This window comes from Duganella paludis (assembly GCF_054461335.1).
Map to the genome: position 1 here is coordinate 6,033,222 of NZ_CM136922.1, position 16,577 is coordinate 6,049,798.

Genomic DNA, 16,577 nt, shown 5'->3' on the forward strand with positions numbered 1-16,577 from the left:
TTACTCCTTGATGAGCTGGTAGCCCAGGCGGTACACGGTTTGCAGGCAGGAGCGGCCGTCGGCGATGGTGCCCAGCTTGTGGCGCAGCGAGCTCAGGTGCACGTCGATATTGCGGTCGAAGCGCGCTAGCGGACGGCCCAGGCCTTGTTCCGACAAGGTGTTCTTGCTGACCGGACGGCCGGCGTTACGTGCCAACACCTCCAGCAGATTGAATTCGGTACTGGTCAGTTCCAGCTTGCCGCCGGCCCAGGTGGCGCGGCGTTGCTCCGGCCACATCACCAGCTGGCCGACCGTGATGGCGGCCTGCTGGCTGTTGTCGGTCGGCACGCTTTGCGCGCGACGCAAGATGGCGCGGATGCGCGCGGTCAGCTCGCGCGGCGTGCAGGGCTTGGCCACATAATCGTCGGCGCCCAGTTCCAGGCCGACGATGCGGTCGGTGTCGTCGCCCCGGCCGGTCAGCATCAGGATCGGTAGTTGGCTGTTGGTGCGGATGCGGCGCAGCGTTTCCAGGCCGTTCATGCGCGGCATCATTACATCCAGGATGGCGATGGCGTACAGGCCGCTGGCGGCGGCGGCGGTTCCGGCCTCGCCGTCGTGCACGGCTTTGACTTCAAAGCCCTCCTGTTCCAGGTATTCCTTGAACATGCCCACCAGTTCGATGTCGTCGTCTATCAGCAGTACTTTGCTCTTCATTGCAGCGATTTTCATTGGATACAGATTGCCCATCATATCAGGCCGGAACCGCTAGGCGCGGTGCTTTTACCCGGTTTTACAAGCTCTTTCCGTGCGGAATTTGAATGTCAGAACGGCATCTTTACGCGAATTTACGTTGCCCTAACGCCACTTAACACGGGTGGCGCAGAGAATGATGTCTCACTACCAACCAAGGATAACTCGCATGAAAACATCAAAAGCTAGCGTACGCAATATCCTGCTGGCCTCCATTCTGGCGCTGCCGCTGTTTGCCATGGGCGCCGCCGCTGCGGAAGACATGGACGGCGGGCAGCCGTCGTCGTCGCACGGCGAACGCGGTCCGCGCGGCCCCGAGCATGATGGTCCGCCGCCGTTCGGTGGCCCGCAGCGCGGCGGTCCGGACCACGGTCCGGATCGCGGCCCCGGCTTCGGTCCCGGCCGTGCGCCATTCCTGCGCGGCGTCGAGCTGAGCGACGCGCAGCAAGACAAGGTGTTCGCCATTCTGCACGCGGAAGCGCCTTACCTGCGCGAGCAGTCCAAGGCAGCGGCCAAAGCCCGCGAGGCGCTGCGCGCGCAGGCCGATGCCGACAAGTACGACGATGCCAAAGCCTCCGCGCTGGCCAAGGAGGTGGCTACGGCGGAGGCCAACATCGCCCTGCAGCACGTGCGCACGCAGCAGAAACTGCTGGCCGTGCTGACGCCGGAGCAGCGCAAGCAGCAAGCGGAAGATCGGCCGCGTCAGCGTCCGTAATCGTTGTTCCAACCTTTTAGCGGAGAACCGTATGTCAATCAGCGCCCTGAGTTCCACCAGCGCCGCCAGCGCGCTCAGTTTCCTGAGCCGTTTGAGCAGTACCAACAGCGCCAGTAGTGCCGCCAGCACGAACAGCACGAGCAGTACCGACCGCGTGCGTCCACCGCCACCGAAAGACGGCGGCGGTTTTGCCGACGCCATTGCCGAGGCCCTCGCCTCGATCGGCATCAGCGATGTCGGCACCGATAGCAGCAGCGCTTCCGGCGCATCGGCCACGGCCGAGTCCACCGATGGCAGCACCGACGCCAACGACGTGGCCGCAGCGCTCGGCAGCTTCCTGCAAAGCCTGATGGGCGCGCTGCACGCGCAACACAGCGACAACGCCGAAGCGCCGCCGCCATACGGCGAGCAGCAGGGCGGGGCGGGCGGGCCGGGCAAACTGGAGTCCGACCTGCAAAGCCTGATCGCCGAGGTCAGCGCAGGCACGTCCTCCAGCGCAACGGACGGCAGCGAGAGTGCCGACGCCGTCGATCAGCTGGAGAGCGCGTTCGCCAATCTGTTGGACAAGTTGGGCGCTGGCACCGACGCCAGCAGTGCCGACGCCACGGACAGCACCGGCACCGACGCCGCGTCCAAGCTGGCGGCCTTCCTGCAAGCGCTGTCGGCCAAGGTCGGCGGCAACGGCGCTAGCGGCAACCTGGTCAACACCACCGTTTAACCGCAATCCCGTAGCACCCGGCGCCGTGGTACGTATGCGCGGCGCCGGCTTTCTCACCCAAGCAGGAGTAGGTATGGAAATTCATGACGATCACGAACACAGCCTGGAGGCCGACCTCACGGCCATGCTCAACCTGAACACCGACCGGCGCCAGACGTTGCGCTGGCTGCTGGCCGGCGCCTCGGCGCTGCCGGTGCTCGGCTGCGGCGGCGGCTCAGGCAGCGACAGCGCCACTACGGCCGCGACTACCACAACGACCACCGGCACCACCGGCACCACGACGACGACGCCTACGACTGGTACGTCCACCACGCCAACCACCGGCTCGTGCTCGGTCATTCCGGAAGAAACGGGCGGCCCGTATCCGGCCGACGGCACCAACAGCAATAGCAGCGGGGTAGTGAATGTGCTGACGCAATCGGGCGTGGTGCGCAGCGACATCCGCAGCAGCTTCGGCAGCGCCAGCGGTACGGCGGCAGGCGTGCCGCTGACCATCAAGCTGCAGATCGTCAACGCCAACAACAACTGCGCCGCGCTGGCCAACGCCGCCGTCTACCTGTGGCATTGCGACCGCGATGGCAACTACTCGCTGTACTCCAGCGGCGTCACCAACCAGAATTACCTGCGCGGCGTGCAGCAAACCGACAGCAGCGGCAACCTGACCTTCACCACGATCTATCCGGGCTGCTACTCGGGCCGCGTGCCGCACGTGCACTTCGAAGTGTACGCCTCGCTGGCCAAGGCCAGCAGCGCCTCCAACCGCATCCGCACCTCGCAGTTCACCTTCCCTGTGGCGACCAGCAACGAGGTGTACGCCACCACCGGCTACAGCGCCAGCGTGCGCAATATGGCGGCGATCAGCTTCAGCAGCGACAACGTCTTCAGCGACGGCTACTCGCTGCAGATGTCGGCCATCACCGGCAACGCCACCGATGGTTATGTGGCGACGCTGGTGGTGGCGGTGTCTGCTTAAACGGCGTTCATGAAGCCGAGGTTGCGGGTGTTGAAGTTGACGATGTTTGGGAAAACATCCGCAATCTCGGTCGCCGACAGGCCGAACCAGGCGGCCAGGGTGGCACCGTATTGATCGACCGACGTGGTAGGCAGCAGTGCGCCCCCGCCGATATCGAGGGCGTGGCCGAGGCCGGTGACCGGGTAGCTGCCATACATATTGCCGCCCTTGACCGCGCCGCCGACGATGAAGTGATGCGAGCCCCAGCCGTGGTCGGTTCCGTCGCCATTGCTGGTGAAGGTGCGGCCAAAGTCGGAGGCGGTAAACAGCGTCACTTGTTTGCGCAGGTCGGTGCCTTGAAGCGAGGCCAGCATGGTATTGAAGTACTCGATGCCATGTGACAGCTGTGCCAGCAAAGCGGCCTGGCGGGCAATCTGATCGTCATGCGTGTCAAACGATGGCAATGCCACGTAAAACACCTGGCGTTTGAGGCCCAGCGCATTGCGCGCACCCATGACACGCAGCACGGTCTGCAACTGCACCGCCAGTGGATTGACCTCAGTCTTGCCGGTCACGGGATTGAGGTACGGCGTGGGATCGGGGACCCCGCCGGCACCCGCCGCGAGCATGACACCGCTGAGCTGGGCTTGCGCCGTTATGGCATGGTTGAGCGCATCGGTGTAGGTGTTTTGGAATGCCGTGCCGCCGCTTGCGGCAGCGACGGACAGCAGCGGATTAGTGCCGTTTTGGGCCCGGTACAGCGTGCCCGCAGCATTGCGGATGGGCATCGCACCAGCCGATACCAACTGATATTGCCGGATTTGTTTGCCAGACAACAGCAGCGCCTTGCCAGCCACGGAAATCGACGCAAAGGTCGGCGCGGAATTGGCCGAGGCAAGCAAATCGAGCATGCGACCGCCCCATCCGTAGGAGGCGCCTTCCGGTTGGAAGGCCTGCCAGGCCGACGACTGGTCGTTGTGCGAGAACAGCTTGACCGGCAGCGGCACGGCGCCGCTCGCGTACTGCGCTTTGGTGGTTGGCTGCACCAGCGTGCCGACATTCGCCAGCACGGCGGCATTGCCACTGTCAAACAGGCGCTTGAGCCCACCGAGACTGGAGTGCAGCGCAAATGTACGCCCATCCTGTGGCAGCAGCGGTTTAATCGGCAACACGCCGCCGGCCGCGCTCGGCCCCGGCAGCACGATGTTCTGCGCGTCGGGGGTCGTGCGAATGCGTACGTAGTCATTCCACGAGGTACTGTCGGTCGCCAGCACCGTATTGTGGCCATCGTTGCCGCCATGCATGAACAGGCAGACCAAGGCTTTATAATCGGTCGCGGTGGCGGCGGCAGCGGTGCTCATCGCCGCCAGATTCATCGTGAACGGCAGCGCCGTGCTGCCGGTGGCGGCCAGCAAGCTGTTCATGAAGCGGCGTCGCGATGGATTGATATCATTCATGGTCGGCTCCTTAGTGTTGAATTACATATTCAGGCGAAATCATCGCCAGGTAAATCGCGATGTAGACGCGGTTCAGTCGGGCTTCGGAGATCAGTTCAGGACTCGTTGCTGTCGTATAAGGAATGGGCGTCGCATTAATTGCCGTAATGATCTGATTGCGCAATCCGCTTGACATCGTACCGTTCAGAACCAGCAGGTTGATGCGGTCGGCCAGCTTTTCCGGCTGGTTCACCAGGGACAATTCCGCAACATAGTCGGCCTGGAGCTCACGCCCACCACCCATGCCATACTGAATGGCTACCTGAATGAAGTTGAGGTAGCCGATCACTTCAGGATCGGTCAGCAATTGCATCTCCGGCGCGACCTTGCTTGCCGAGGAGACTGCGGTGCCCGGCGGCACATAGTCAGGACGGTAGAAGTTGAACACGGATGGCGAACGGAACGGCGTATAGCCAAGGGACTGCAGCGGATCGTCGGTATTGCCGACCAAGTACATGCCGCTTGGCGATTTCACCTTGAATGCGCGCATCCAGTTAGCGGTTCGGATGACCGGTTCACGCATCTTCTCACGCCCCTCAAATGTGCTGGCGCGCGCCTCCGGGTCCAGCAGCACCGCCATGATGACGGCCTTCATGTCGCCACGTACACCGTTGCCGTTGTTATTGAATGCGGCGGCGACCCGTGAAATATAGGCAGGCGTCGGATTGCTGCTGACGAAATGCTGAATCAAGCGGCGGCCGATGAACGGCCCGACATTCGGATGGTTGAACAGTGTGTCGAGCGCAACCTTCATATCAGCCTCGCCCGTGGTGGCGCCACTGATGGTCTTGCCGAGGAAGCGTTTCTCCGACGTGGAGTGGACCCATTGGTAGTTTTGCATGGGCTTCCAATCCCGGTCCGGATCCGGTACGCCACCCAGAAAGCGCGCGGTGCTGGTGTCGGGGCCGGCCCAGCTCCAGCCGGTGAACACCTTGGCCAATCCGGCCACGTCCTCGGAGGTGTAGGTTTCAATAGGCTTGCCGTTCGCGAGCTTCTGCGTGCCGTCCTGATTCAACTGGTAGAGACCAATGGTCATCAGTTGCATGATTTCTCGGGCGAAGTTTTGGTCAGGCGCGCGGGTATCGCTTTCCTTCTGGTTGCGAAGGAAACTCAGATAAATACCCATCATCGGATGATGAGCGACACCGTCCAGGATCTGGCGGAAATTGCCGAAAGCATTTTGGCCGAGCATGTCATAGTAGGATGCACCCCCGCGCGGCAGGCCGGAAATGCTGCCGTCGAACGACACCACGAAAATTTGCGACAGTGCGTACTGCATTCGCTGACGGAGCTGATCGGGACCGGTGATTACCTGTTTCCAGAACGAATTATAGAAATCGGTCGTGATCAAGCGCGTGCCTGCTGGCTTCGTGGCCAGCCATGCCTCCATTTGCATGCGGTGGAGCGCCTGTGGTTTGCGGAACTGGCGATCGAACCAGGTGGCGTAGCCGACCGTCACAACTTCTTCAATGGCACCATCGGATGGGCCGAAGGTGGCCTGAGCCAGAAACTGCGATGCCGCCGAAGGTGTGACAGCAGTTTCGGTGGCCGTGGTGGTCATGCCGGTCCCACTGACGATTTCAGCGGCGGTGAGCGTGCCAGTCCCGGAAGAGGCGCCCCCCATCTTGGTGCGCAGGGCCTGCGGTGCATCGGCGATCGCGGCGGCATTGTCATCGGGGCTTTGCGACGAACCTCCGCAGGCGGCCAGAGCGGTCAGTAAGGCGGCGGATAAGATTGTGCGAATGTGGATGTGCATCAATGATTCCCAGTGGAATTACAGGAACCGCAATTTTAGGGACATTACTTCTACGAAGAAACCGTCAATTTAGGGCCGAATTGTAAAATTTTCTTATTGGAAATATTTTACAGTTGAGTTAGCTGAAGTTGAGCGACGTTAGCCGATCTGTTTCCACCCGAAAACCAAAATTAATTTCTGATATGTTGCGTTTACCACGCATAAAATCGTAGTATTTTGATATTTACGATATTTAATTTGCTATTTGTCCGATTTTTAGGCAGTAAAAAAGCGGCCGGAGCCGCTTTTTGATGGAGCCAAGCTAACTTACTTCACGCAATCCACGAAGTAGCCGCGCTTGCCATCGACCTCGCGCTTGACCAGGCCGTGGACGTCGGTCTCGAAGCCCGGGAAGCGTTCGTTGAAGTCGCGTGCGAAGCGCAGGTAGTCAACGATGGTCTTGTTGAAGCGCTCGCCCGGGATCAGCAGCGGAATGCCCGGTGGATACGGCGTCAGCAGGATCGAGGTGATGCGGCCTTCCAGCTCATCAATGGCCACGCGCTCGATTTCGCGGTGCGCCATCTTGGCGAAGGCGTCCGACGGCTTCATGGCGGGCACCATGTCCGACAGGTACATCTCGGTGGTCAGGCGCGCCACGTCGTAGGCCTTGTAGAAATCGTGGATCTGCTGGCACAGGTCGCGCAGGCCCATTTTTTCGTAGGTCGGATTGGCGGCCGCGAATTCCGGCAGGATGCGCCACATCGGCTGGTTCTTGTCGTAGTCGTCCTTGAACTGTTGCAGTGCGGTCAGCAGCGTGTTCCAGCGGCCCTTGGTGATGCCGATGGTGAACATGATGAAGAACGAGTACAGGCCGCACTTCTCGATGATCACGCCGTGTTCGGCCAGGTACTTGGTGACGATGGACGCCGGAATGCCGGTCTCGTCGAACTTGCCGTCCAGCGACAGGCCCGGGTTGACGATGGTGGCCTTGATCGGGTCCAGCATGTTGAAGCCCGGCGCCAGCTTGCCGAAGCCGTGCCAGTCGTCTTCCGCCTTGATGATCCAGTCTTCGCGGGTGCCGATGCCTTCTTCGGCGAACGAGTTCGGGCCCCACACCTTGAACCACCAGTCTTTGCCCCACTCGGCGTCGATCTTCTTCATGGCGCGGCGGAAGTCCAGCGCTTCCAGAATGGACTCTTCCACCAGGGCGGTGCCGCCCGGCGCTTCCATCATGGCCGCAGCGACGTCGCACGAGGCGATGATCGAGTATTGCGGCGAGGTCGAGGTGTGCATCAGGTAAGCCTCGTTGAAGGCGTCCTGGTCCAGCTTGACGGTTTCCGACTCACGCACCAGCACTTGCGAGGCCTGCGACAGGCCGGCCAGCAGCTTGTGGGTCGATTGCGTCGAGAAGATCATCGACTCCTTGGCGCGCGGGCGGTCCTTGCCGATCGCGTGCATGTTCTTGTAGAAGTCGTGGAAGGTGGCGTGCGGCAGCCAGGCTTCGTCGAAGTGCAGGGTGTCGATCTGGCCGTCCAGCATTTCGCGCAGGGTTTCCACGTTGTAGACCACGCCGTCGTAGGTCGACTGGGTGATGGTCAGGATGCGTGGCTTCTTGTTCACGGCTTCACGTGCGAACGGATTCGCCTCGATCTTGCGCATGATGCTTTCCATCGTGAACTCTTCCAGCGGAATCGGACCGATGATGCCGAGGTGGTTACGGGTAGGCATCAGGAACACCGGAATCGCGCCGCACATGATGATCGAGTGCAGGATGGATTTGTGGCAGTTGCGGTCCACCACGACGATGTCGCCCGGCGCCACGGTCGAGTGCCAGACCATCTTGTTCGAGGTCGAGGTGCCGTTGGTGACGAAATAGCAATGGTCGGCGTTGAAGATGCGCGCGGCGTTGCGTTCGGACTTGGCGACCGGGCCGGTGTGATCCAGCAGCTGGCCCAGCTCTTCGACGGCGTTGCAGACGTCGGCGCGCAGCATGTTTTCACCGAAGAACTGGTGGAACATCTGGCCGATCGGCGATTTCAGGAACGCCACGCCGCCCGAGTGGCCGGGGCAGTGCCAGGAGTAGGAGCCGTCGTTGGCGTACTCGACCAGCGCGCGGAAGAACGGCGGCGCCAGGCCGTCCAGGTAGGACTTGGCTTCGCGGATGATGTGGCGGGCCACGAATTCCGGGGTGTCCTCGAACATGTGGATGAAGCCGTGCAGTTCGCGCAGGATATCGTTGGGGATGTGGCGCGAAGTGCGGGTTTCGCCGTACAGGTAGATCGGGATGTCGGCGTTCTTGTAGCGGATTTCTTCGACGAAGGCGCGCAGCGACTTCAGCGCGGTGTCGGTCTCTTCCACCGAACCGGCGCCGAATTCCTCGTCGTCGATCGACAGGACGAAGGCCGAGGCGCGCGATTGCTGCTGGGCGAACTGGGACAGGTCGCCGTAGCTGGTCACGCCCACCACTTCCATGCCTTCTTTTTCCATTGCATCGGCCAGGGCGCGAATGCCCAGGCCGGACGTGTTCTCGGAACGGAAATCCTCGTCAATGATGACGATGGGGAAACGAAATTTCATGCATGTCTCCAAAAAAGCAAGCCGCCCCTGACCAGTGTGGAGGGGCGGACTAGGGCGCGACCAAGGTGGCCGCAAAAAATAAGAACGGGATTCTCGCAGAAATAGCGGCTCTGCGGGAAAAAAATTATCGTAACAGAATGCCTGACAGGAATGACACCCTTGTTACAACGGTGCCATGCTATTCAGTAAATATTACTTAGTGGGCAGCAAACCAGGCCATGGCGCCCAGCACCAGGCCGACACCGGCCACGCCGTAGGCCAGGCCCATCATCCACTTCTTGCGGGTCAGCAGGGTGATGGCGGCCAGCGAGATGGCGATCTGCTCGGCGGTGGTGGCCAGCGCCCACTGGTGGTGCTTGTGCATGGCTTCGTCCGACTTGTGGTTCCACTCTTTAGAGGACTCTTCCCACTTCTCGGCTTCCTTCTTGATGTCTTCCTTTTCGGCCTTGTAGCGGGCCACTTCGGCCTCGTAGCGCTTGGGATCGACCCCGGGCAGGGTCATGACCAGCTCGGCCAGGTTCTGCTTGGAGGACTTGGCCTGGTAATAATTCCAGCTGTTGGCGGCCTGGGTCTTGTCGATGGCCGCATTGTTCTTGAACAGCGCCGCCTCGTTCTGCGTGGCGCCGCCGAGGTAGCCGAACGCCGCGCCGACGGTGGCGAGGATGGCCGTCATCACGGCGATGTTGTTGGAGAAGCCGTCGTTGCCGTGGGCGGCGTGTTCGACCGCGTGGTCGTGTGGTCCGTGTACGTGGAAGCCTTGGCCAGACATATGGGTATCCTTAAAACTTAGGCCTTGCGGCGCAGTGTAACAAAAGCGTAGTGCAAACCGGATGTCTCGGAAGTATGCTCTTCGCGGGCGGTTTCCTGCCACGCGGTAGCGTCGATCTCCGGGAAGAAGGCATCGCAGTCGAAGGTGTGGGCGATTTGCGTAATAATCAACTGGTCGGCCAGTTGCATGGATTGCTGGTAGATCTCGGCGCCGCCGATGACGAAGCCCTCGGCGCCGTCCAGCAGCGCGATGGCGGCCTCGATGGAACCGACCGTCTCGACGCCGTCATGCCGCCACTCGGCGTTGCGGGTGATGACGATATTGCGGCGGTTCGGCAGCGGCCGGCCTATCGAATCAAAGGTTTTGCGGCCCATGATGATCGGATGGCCGGTGGTCAGCCGCTTGAAATGCGCCAGATCCTCCGGCAGTTTCCACGGCAAGGTGTTATTGATGCCGATGCCGCGCTGGGCGTCGGTGGCGACGATGATGGTCAGAGTGCTCATAGCTTTTCATTGTAGAAGGCCAGCAGGTGGTCCGCCAGTGCTTGCGGGGCTTCCAGCGGGATCATGTGGCCGGTGCCTTCGGTCAGCATGTGGAGCTGGGCCGTGGCGTTGTAGGTAGTGAATTCACGCACGTCGTCGGCGGCGACCAGTTTGTCCTGTTCGGAGGCGACGATCATGACCGGGCAACGCAGCTCGCCGGTGCGGCGCATCAGGTCGGGGCGTTCGATGGTGGTGCGGAATTGGGTCAGCAGCACGTCCTTGCCCAGTTCCACCGCCATCTGCTGGATGACGTCGACGATGGCCGGATCGTCCATGTGCTCGGGCGCGAGGATTTCGCGCAGGCGCATTTGCGTCATGCCGGTGTACTGGTTCTTTTCCAGCAGCGGGATGATGCGCAGGCGCGTGGCCTTTTCCTTTTCCTGCAGGCCCTTGGCGGAACTGGCGATGATGACCAGCGAGTTCACACGCTCCGGATTGGCCAGAGCGAATTCCACCGCTAGGTAGGCGCCCAGCGAGAAGGCGACCAGGTTGGCCTTCGGCGCCGCGTGCGCGGAGATCAGTTCCTGCATCTGCTCGCGCGAGCGGGCCTTGTGCAGCGGAACGTGGTTGAATTCGAAGCCGTCGCCCAGCAGCGGCAGCAATCGGCCCCACATGCGTTCATCGCACAGGGTGCCGGGCACAAAATCCAGTCGCATCATACTGCCATGGCTGCGGTAATCGGCGCGTGGTGTTGGTAGCCTTCCAGCGCGAAGTCGGTCGGTTCGATTTTTTCGAGCCATTCCGGTTCGTACTTGCCGGTTTGCGCGAAGGCGGGCACGCGGTCCGAGATGGTCAGCTGCGGCAGCGGGAACGGCTCGCGCTTGAGCTGCTCCTGCACCATGTCCATGTGGTTTTCGTAGATGTGGGCGTCGCCGATGAAGTAGGTGAACCAGCGCGGCGTGTAGCCGGTCAGGCGGCCCACCAGGTGCATCAGCGCGGCGCCTTCCGCCAGGTTGAACGGCGTGCCGAGACCGAGGTCGTTCGAACGCACGTAGAGGCACATCGACAGTTCCTTGGTGGCCGGATTCGGGATGAACTGATACAGCAGGTGGCAGGCCGGCAGGGCGACGGCGTCCAGCACGGCCGGGTTCCAGCCGTGGAACAGGATGCGGCGGCTGCCCGGATTATTGACGATGGTGTCCAGGCATTCGCGCAACTGGTCGATGGCTTTGTAGAGCAGAACTTTCTTGACGCCGTTTTCTTCAATCGGCGCGACCACGGTGAAACCGTTCTTTTGCGCGCTGGCCAGTTGGGCTTCCTGATCGGCGTCGATGACTTTGTAGCCGGGCCATTGGCGCCACTGCACGCCGTAGACCGGGCCCAGATCGTCGGTGCCCAGTCGGTAGGGATTGTCCAGCCATTGCTGGTTTTCGTTGGCGTTCTGGTCCCAGACTTTGCAACCGAGCGCGCGGAAGTCGGCGGCGCTGCGGGAGGCGCGCAGGAAGGCGCACAGTTCACCAACCACGGATTTGAATGCCAGCTTCTTGGTCGTCACTGCGGGAAAACCTTTGGTCAGGTCGAAGCGCATCATCGCGCCCGGCACGCTCAGCGTGCGGATGCCGGTGCGGTTGTCCTGCCAGCTGCCGGTGTCGATGACGGTCTGGATCAATTCCTGGTATTGCTGCATTCAGTTCTCCAACAGGGGGGTGTCGCTCAAAAGACGGGTATTTTAGCAGGAGGGCCGGGCGTTCGCCTGCCTCTCAGCGCGGGCCGGACCGGGATTTGCGACCGGCCGGCTTGGCTGCCGCGCGGCCTTCGGTGCGCGCCTGCGACTTGGCGCCCCGGCCGTTGGTCACCACCACCGCGCCTTTCGGTGCAGCAGGGCCGCGTGAACCGCCGCCAGGGCCGCGCGGATTTTCGCCAGCGTTGCGTGAGGCGCCGCCCGCTGCGCTATTTCCTCGGCTGCGTGGTCCGCCATCCACGCCAGGGGCGGGCGCGCGGCGTGCTGCTGCTGGGTCTTTTGCCGGTGCGCGTTCGCGCGGCGCGGACTTTGCCGGCTTTTCAGGCGGCGTGTAAACGCCGAGCGATTCGCTGCCGCCGGCCGGCCGCGCGGCCTTCTTGTCGGCGGCGGGCGCTTTCGCCACAGGCGGCGCACCGGCAGGGCGCTTGGCTGCGTTGGGTGCAGGGCCTTTGCGCGCCGGCGCGGCTGTGCCACGGGCCGCGGTTTCCGGCACGCGGTGATCGGCCTCGAAGCCCGGTTCCTCGTAGCGCGGAATCGCCTGGCGCGTCAGCGTCTCGATCGCGCGCAGCATGTCCACTTCGTCCGCGCACACCAGCGAGATCGCCTCGCCGGCCATGCCCGCACGGCCGGTGCGGCCGATACGGTGAATATAATCCTCGGCCACCGACGGCAAATCAAAGTTCACCACCTGCGGCAGCGCCTCGATATCGAGGCCGCGCGCCGCCACGTCGGTCGCGATCAGCAGCCGCACTTCCTTGCGCTTGAAGCGCTCCAGCGCGCGCAGGCGGGCCGGCTGCGTCTTGTCGCCGTGGATGGCGTCGGCGGTCACGCCATGCTCCAGCAAAGTCTTGACCAAGGCCTCCGCACCCTTGCGCGTTTTGACGAACACCAGCGCCTGTATCCAACCCAGCTTGTTCAACAGATGCAGGAACAGCTCCGGCTTGCGGCACTTGTCGGTCGGGATCAGCCACTGCTTGACGCTCTTGGTCGCGGTATTAGCCGCCGCCACCTGAATGGCCACCGGATCTTTCAACATGCCGTTGGCCAGCTTGCGGATCTCATCCGAGAACGTGGCCGAGAACATCAAGGTCTGGCGCTGCTTCGGCAACGCCTCCAGCAGAATATCCAGATCGCGCTCGAAGCCGAGGTCCAGCATGCGGTCCGCCTCGTCCAGCACCAGCGTTTGCAGCAACTCGAAGCTGATCACGCCCTGATCGTGCAAGTCGATCAGGCGGCCCGGCGTCGCCACCAGCACATCCAGACCCTTGCGCAGCTTGGCGATCTGCGGATCGATCGGCACGCCGCCATAGGCCACGGCGCTGCGTAGCGGCAGATTGCTGCCATAGCTGCGGAAGCTCTCATATACCTGTTCGGCCAGTTCCCGCGTCGGCACCAGCACCAGCGCGCGAATGCACAGCGGCGCGGTCGCACCCTCCATCGTCAGCCGATGCAGGATGGGCAGCGCAAAGCCGGCGGTCTTGCCGGTGCCGGTCTGGGCGGCGGCCATCACGTCGCGGCCCGCCAGCACGGCTGGAATGGCCTGCTTCTGGACCGGCGTGGGCTGCTTGTAGCCCAGCGCGTCCAGCGTGCGCAGTAAAGGATCGATCAGGCCGAGTGCGTGGAATGTCATGATGTGGTCAGTCAAACGAAAAGGGGCGCAGTGTAGCCGGTTTGTCCGGCAACCGCGAAATTAGTTGGTCAGCGCGTCCGACCACAGGGCAAGAATCTCGCGCAGGCGCTGGTCCGCCATGTTGAGCAGATTGTCGCCGACGTACAGCTCCACCGAACAGCGATCCGGCAAGGCCGCGTGATTGGCGCCGTTGAACAGCCACACGCCGTGTTGTTCGGCGAAGCGGCTGCGTATCTCAAGCGCGCGCTCGCGGCCCACCGGCAAATGCAGATGCAGCATATTGGCTTGCGGCTGCGCCGGATTCGGCACCAGCAGCGGGTAATCGCGCAGCGCTTCATACAGCCACTGCGTGCGCTTGAAGTAGGCCGGCATGGCATTCAGCCGCGCATCGAACTGCATGGCGGCGGCCACCACGTAGGGCGTGCGCTGATAGACGTTGCCGCCCTGGCGGCGATACCATTCCTGTGCCTTGGCGACGAACGCCGCGCTGCCGGCCAGCATGGCGCCGCCCATGCCGCCTATTCCTTTGTACAGCGACACGTAAACGCTGTCGAAACCCGCTGCGATCTCGCCGGCCGTATGGCCGTAAGCGGCGGCGGTCTCCCACAGGCGCGCGCCGTCCATGTGCAGATGGATGCCTTGCTCGCGGCAGTAGGCCTTGATGGCCGCCAGCTCGTCCCAGCTCGGGCACTGGCCACCGATTTCGCGCGCCGGCAGTTCCAGCGACGCCGCGCCGAGACGGTCCGGGATGGCTTGCAGGTCGTCCAGCGTCCACACCCGGTGCGGATCGCCGATCTGCAGCGCGTGGAAATGATCGAACAGCTGGTGATTGCCGCGTTCATGCTTGAGGATGTGCGATGTCGGATGCAGCGCCACCAGCTTGCTGCCGCGTTCCGCGCAGGCGGTGCGCAGCGCCGTCGCCTGCGTCATGGTGCCGGTGATGCAGAACACCGCCGCCTCGAAGCCCAGCAGGCGCGCGATCTTCTGTTCGAATTCCTGTATCAGCGCGCCGCTGCCGTAGACGTCATGCGTCACGCCGCGTCCCTCGCACCAGTCGCCCATGGCCGTAAACAGCTCGGCGGGCGAGGGCGCGCGGTGACCCGGCAGGTGGGTGCGGCAGCTTTGCTTCAGTTCTGCGTCGGTCATGGCGTGCTCCTGAAAGATACGCTCAATGCTCCACGTGCACGTTGTGGAACTGCAGCGCCGCCAGATTGGCGTAGATGCCGCCCAGCGCCACCAGCGATTTGTGCGTGCCCGTTTCAACGATTTTACCGTCTTCCATGACGATGATGCGGTCGGCACGCTGCACGGTCGCCAGGCGGTGGGCGATGATGACGGTGGTGCGGCCAACCATGGCCGCTTCCAGCGCCTTTTGCACCAGGCGTTCGGATTCGGCGTCGAGCGCGCTGGTGGCTTCGTCCAGCAGCAGTAACGGCGGATTTTTCAGCAGCGCGCGGGCGATGGCGATGCGCTGACGCTGTCCGCCCGACAGGCGCACGCCGCGCTCGCCGAGGAAGGAGTGATAACCCTGCGGCAGTTTCTCGATGAATTCATGTGCCGCAGCCAGCTTGGCGACAGCGATCACTTCTTCATCGGTGGCGCCGGCGCGGCCGTAGCGGATGTTTTCCATGGCGTTGGCCGAGAAGATCACCGTATCCTGCGGCACGATGCCGATGGCGTCGCGCAGGGTGTGCAGGTCGAGCTGGGTGATGTCGACGCCATCGAGCTTGATGCTGCCGGCCTGCGGATCGTAGAAGCGCAGGAACAGCTGGAACAGTGTGGTCTTGCCGGCGCCCGAAGGGCCGACCACAGCCACCGTTTCGCCGGGCTGGATGTCCAGCGCCAGATGGCTCAGCGCCTCGGTCTCGGGACGCGAAGGATAGGAGAAGACGACGTCGTTCAGCGACAGCGCCGCGCCATTGGCGGCACGCGGCGGCAGCGCCAGCGGCTTGGCCGGTGACTGGATCTTCGACTTCACCGACATCAGCTCCAGCAGGCGTTCGGTGGCGCCGGCGGCGCGTTGCGCTTCGCCCATCACCTCGGACAGCGCGCCGATGGCGCCGGCCACGATGGATGCGTACAGGATGAACTGGCCGAGATCACCGCCGGTCATCTGGCCCGAAATCACGGCGTGCGCGCCCAGCCACAGCACGAAGACGATGGCGCCGAACACCAGCACGATGGCCAGCATGGTGAGGAAGGCGCGCGCTCGGATGCGGCGCATGGCGGTCTGGAAGGCGCCTTCGACCGAGCCGCCGAAGCGCGTCGACTCGATCTTTTCATGCGTGAAGGCCTGCACCGTCGGCATGGCGTTGAGGATTTCGCCAGCCATGGCCGAGGCGTCGGCTACGCGGTCCTGCGAGTCGCGCGACAGGGTACGCACTTTGCGGCCGAACATCACGATCGGCAGCACGGTCAGAACCAGCAGGCCGATGATGATGGCCGACAGCCTTGGGCTGGTCACGAACAGCATCACCAGGCCGCCGATGAACAGCAGCATATTGCGCAGCGCCATGGAGATGCTGGTGCCGACCACGGATTGAATCAAGGTAGTGTCGGTGGTGATGCGCGACAGGACTTCGCCGGTCTGTGTGGTTTCGAAAAACTCCGGGCTTTGCGTGACCACGTGCTTGTACACGGCGGTGCGGATGTCGGCGGTGACGCGCTCGCCGAGCCAGGACACGGTGTAGAAACGCGCCGCCGTCGCCAGCGCCAGGATGGTGGCGAGGCCGAACAGCGCCAGGAACACCAGGTCCACGTGCTGGATGCTGTTGACGCCAGCGCTGCCGAAACCGAGGTCAATCATCTGTTTGAACGCGGCGGGGATCGCCAGCGTGGCGCCGGCGGCCACCAGCAGGGCGATGCCGGCGAGCGCGAACTGGCGCTTGTACGGCACCAGGAAGGGCAGCAGCCCACGCAGGGTGGCGATGCTGCCTTTTTTGAGTTCACGGGATGCGGTCGGAGCGGCGGCGGACTGCGTACTGGCGGTGGTGCTGTTGGTCATTGTGTGGCTACGGTTTCGATTGATTCTAA

14 protein-coding genes are annotated in these 16,577 nt (G+C 62.9%); 3 read left to right on the plus strand and 11 right to left on the minus strand.

Annotated features, from left to right (window positions below; genetic code table 11):
• Entirely contained in the window at positions 1 to 693 is a 693-nt protein-coding gene (locus tag ACXZ1M_RS26690) for a response regulator transcription factor (protein ID WP_459050620.1), read from the minus strand.
• Positions 694 to 898: 205 nt separating this feature from the next.
• Between ACXZ1M_RS26690 and ACXZ1M_RS26695 the strand changes: the two genes are divergently transcribed.
• From ACXZ1M_RS26695 to ACXZ1M_RS26705, 3 genes are all read left to right on the plus strand, one after another.
• Positions 899 to 1,444, plus strand: a complete 546-nt coding sequence (locus ACXZ1M_RS26695) for a Spy/CpxP family protein refolding chaperone (RefSeq protein ID WP_459050621.1) — start codon at positions 899 to 901, stop codon at positions 1,442 to 1,444.
• A 31-nt stretch (positions 1,445 to 1,475) separates the two neighbouring features.
• Positions 1,476 to 2,162 (plus strand): hypothetical protein, encoded by a 687-nt coding sequence (locus ACXZ1M_RS26700; protein ID WP_459050622.1) that lies wholly within the window; start codon positions 1,476 to 1,478, stop codon positions 2,160 to 2,162.
• Between the two features lie 73 nt (positions 2,163 to 2,235).
• Positions 2,236 to 3,135, plus strand: coding sequence for a dioxygenase family protein (locus tag ACXZ1M_RS26705; protein ID WP_459050623.1), 900 nt, complete (start codon positions 2,236 to 2,238; stop codon positions 3,133 to 3,135).
• Here the strand turns inward: ACXZ1M_RS26705 and ACXZ1M_RS26710 are convergent.
• The 10 genes from ACXZ1M_RS26710 to ACXZ1M_RS26755 form a co-directional block, all read right to left on the minus strand.
• Positions 3,132 to 4,571: a DUF1501 domain-containing protein gene (locus tag ACXZ1M_RS26710; protein ID WP_459050624.1), complete on the minus strand. Its 1,440-nt coding sequence runs from the start codon at positions 4,569 to 4,571 to the stop codon at positions 3,132 to 3,134. The genes ACXZ1M_RS26705 and ACXZ1M_RS26710 overlap by 4 nt on opposite strands.
• A 10-nt stretch (positions 4,572 to 4,581) precedes the next feature.
• Positions 4,582 to 6,366: a DUF1800 domain-containing protein gene (locus ACXZ1M_RS26715; protein WP_459050625.1), complete on the minus strand. Its 1,785-nt coding sequence runs from the start codon at positions 6,364 to 6,366 to the stop codon at positions 4,582 to 4,584.
• A 306-nt stretch (positions 6,367 to 6,672) separates the two neighbouring features.
• The gene (locus tag ACXZ1M_RS26720) at positions 6,673 to 8,922 is read right to left on the minus strand and encodes an Orn/Lys/Arg family decarboxylase (protein ID WP_459050626.1); all 2,250 of its coding nucleotides are present in this window, start codon (positions 8,920 to 8,922) and stop codon (positions 6,673 to 6,675) included.
• Between the two features lie 196 nt (positions 8,923 to 9,118).
• Positions 9,119 to 9,691: a DUF4337 domain-containing protein gene (locus ACXZ1M_RS26725; RefSeq protein WP_459050627.1), complete on the minus strand. Its 573-nt coding sequence runs from the start codon at positions 9,689 to 9,691 to the stop codon at positions 9,119 to 9,121.
• Between the two features lie 17 nt (positions 9,692 to 9,708).
• Complete coding sequence (locus ACXZ1M_RS26730; RefSeq protein WP_459050628.1) at positions 9,709 to 10,194, minus strand: dihydrofolate reductase; 486 nt, start codon at positions 10,192 to 10,194, stop codon at positions 9,709 to 9,711.
• Positions 10,191 to 10,892, minus strand: coding sequence for an alpha/beta fold hydrolase (locus ACXZ1M_RS26735; protein ID WP_459050629.1), 702 nt, complete (start codon positions 10,890 to 10,892; stop codon positions 10,191 to 10,193). The genes ACXZ1M_RS26730 and ACXZ1M_RS26735 overlap by 4 nt, the downstream gene beginning before the upstream one ends.
• Positions 10,889 to 11,860, minus strand: a complete 972-nt coding sequence (locus tag ACXZ1M_RS26740; protein ID WP_459050630.1) for a thymidylate synthase — start codon at positions 11,858 to 11,860, stop codon at positions 10,889 to 10,891. Before ACXZ1M_RS26740 ends, ACXZ1M_RS26735 begins: the two co-directional genes overlap by 4 nt.
• Positions 11,861 to 11,933: 73 nt before the next feature.
• On the minus strand, positions 11,934 to 13,544 hold the full coding sequence (locus ACXZ1M_RS26745; protein ID WP_459050631.1) for a DEAD/DEAH box helicase: 1,611 nt from the start codon (positions 13,542 to 13,544) through the stop codon (positions 11,934 to 11,936).
• A 60-nt stretch (positions 13,545 to 13,604) separates the two neighbouring features.
• On the minus strand, positions 13,605 to 14,690 hold the full coding sequence (locus ACXZ1M_RS26750) for a threonine aldolase family protein (protein ID WP_459050632.1): 1,086 nt from the start codon (positions 14,688 to 14,690) through the stop codon (positions 13,605 to 13,607).
• 22 nt (positions 14,691 to 14,712) lie between these two features.
• On the minus strand, positions 14,713 to 16,548 hold the full coding sequence (locus ACXZ1M_RS26755) for an ABC transporter transmembrane domain-containing protein (RefSeq protein ID WP_459050633.1): 1,836 nt from the start codon (positions 16,546 to 16,548) through the stop codon (positions 14,713 to 14,715).
• Positions 16,549 to 16,577: the final 29 nt, after the last annotated feature.